At 41.8% G+C, this 1622-nt stretch carries 2 protein-coding genes and 1 pseudogene; all 3 read left to right on the top strand.

The features are described from left to right. Window positions 1-475 (top strand): annotated as a pseudogene (locus tag H6S82_RS32205) (malate dehydrogenase); the annotation flags it as partial. A gap of 242 nt (window positions 476-717) precedes the next feature. After that, window positions 718-1287, top strand: a complete 570-nt coding sequence (locus H6S82_RS32200; RefSeq protein ID WP_190462650.1) for a hypothetical protein — start codon at window positions 718-720, stop codon at window positions 1285-1287. A 133-nt stretch (window positions 1288-1420) separates the two neighbouring features. Then, the coding region (locus H6S82_RS32195; protein ID WP_191057421.1) for a hypothetical protein at window positions 1421-1622 on the top strand (202 nt) is incomplete at its 3' end.

Raw genomic sequence — 1622 nt, 5'->3', positions numbered from 1 at the left:
AGGTGTCTCCATAGTAGATGTCAAAGGGATGGTGCTGGGCAGTCACGGCGAGTTAATGGTGCCCTTACCCCGCTATTCTACTGTCAGCGGCATTCCGATTACAGAACTGTTAGATGCCGCAACTATTGACAGATTGATAGAGCGAACTCGTAACGGTGGGGGAGAAATTGTAGAACTCATGCGTACTGGCGGTGCTTATTTTGCGCCAGCTTCTTCTACCTGCGAAATGGTGGAATCTATCCTATTCAATCAATCGCGGTTAGTACCAGCTGCGGCATATCTGCAAGGCGAATACGGTTTGAAGGATGTTTTTATTGGCGTTCCCTGTCGTTTGGGATGCCGGGGCATAGAAAGTATTTTGGAACTCAACCTTACGGATTCCGAAACTACCGCCCTCCATATCTCGGCTGAATCGGTACGTCATAATATCGAATTTGCCAATCAGTTGCTAGCAGCGACATCACACAAATGTTAAATACAATAGACTTCTCCAAAAATGCTTGTGGGGTAGGCATCCTGACTGCCCTTTGAGATTCTTGTGGAGGAAATGTCTAATAGCTTGGTCGTAAATATCTGATTTTTAGTAGATAGGGAAGTATTTCTTTTGAGCGATTTGGCGATCGCTCTTTTTTTTTACCTTAGTTAATTAAGTAACGCAGCAGTTGTTTAATAATTCGCAAACAGCATTTAAAAAATTGCTTATTTAGGAGCGGTTCAATGAAAACGGGACAAAAAATCATTGCTACCTCTGTAATCTCGGCAGTACTTGCAGGTAGTGCCTTACCCGCCTTATCTGCACGCGGAACAGGTGATGCCGCGACTGCCCATTATACCATTGAAACTTTGCCAAATGGTAATTACAGCTTTTGCAGCCAAAATACCTCTTCAGATGGATTGCAAACAAGTCCGTGTTTCTGGTTTCGTAAAGATGGCGATCGTGTAGTCGGTTACTATTTCTACCCTTACACCGAGTCCAGCATCTGTATTGAAGGTAAAGTGAATCACAATACCGTCACAGGTGAAGCGATGGAAAAAGTATGGGGACTCCCCGAACCGCCGCAACCTAAAGGAGTAGAGATGAAAGATGGCCCAGGACAAGGCTACTTGAAAATTAGTCGAGAAAAAATTAGTAATGTTTCTCGTTCTGAAGTAACAGGCGATTACAGTGCGAGTATCCGCTACCGCAGCGCCATACTTCATCTAGCCAAATTTAATCTCTACAATAGTGGCATCACCCCTCCACTACAAAATTGTGCGGCAAGCATTGAATCATTGCATAAAAATTAATGCTTTTCGCGAGTGTTGCTTTGCTAATTGAGTAAATTTATAAACGCAATATATTAGGTGGCGTTTTCATTGAGTAGGGGTTACAATCCTACCTAATGGAAACCCACCTTATGTTTGAGGAGATAAAAATGCTATGACTGTAATGTGGTACAAAGAGTCAGAGATAATTATGGGTGTGCTACCAGATGATTCGCAAAGTGAACTGCCTGTTGAGTTAAATACCAAAGCTCGTCTTCTTGTTAATGAATCGCAAAAAACAATTTACACTTTACTATTAGATATTGTTAAAAGAAAACACCCTTCTTTTGTTTTGGCTATATTTAAAGATTTATTTA

It is taken from the genome of Planktothrix sp. FACHB-1355 (assembly GCF_014748295.1).
In the GTDB taxonomy this organism is placed as follows: domain Bacteria; phylum Cyanobacteriota; class Cyanobacteriia; order Cyanobacteriales; family Aerosakkonemataceae; genus Aerosakkonema; species Aerosakkonema funiforme_A.
This window is presented reverse-complemented; position numbering and strand designations above follow the sequence as displayed.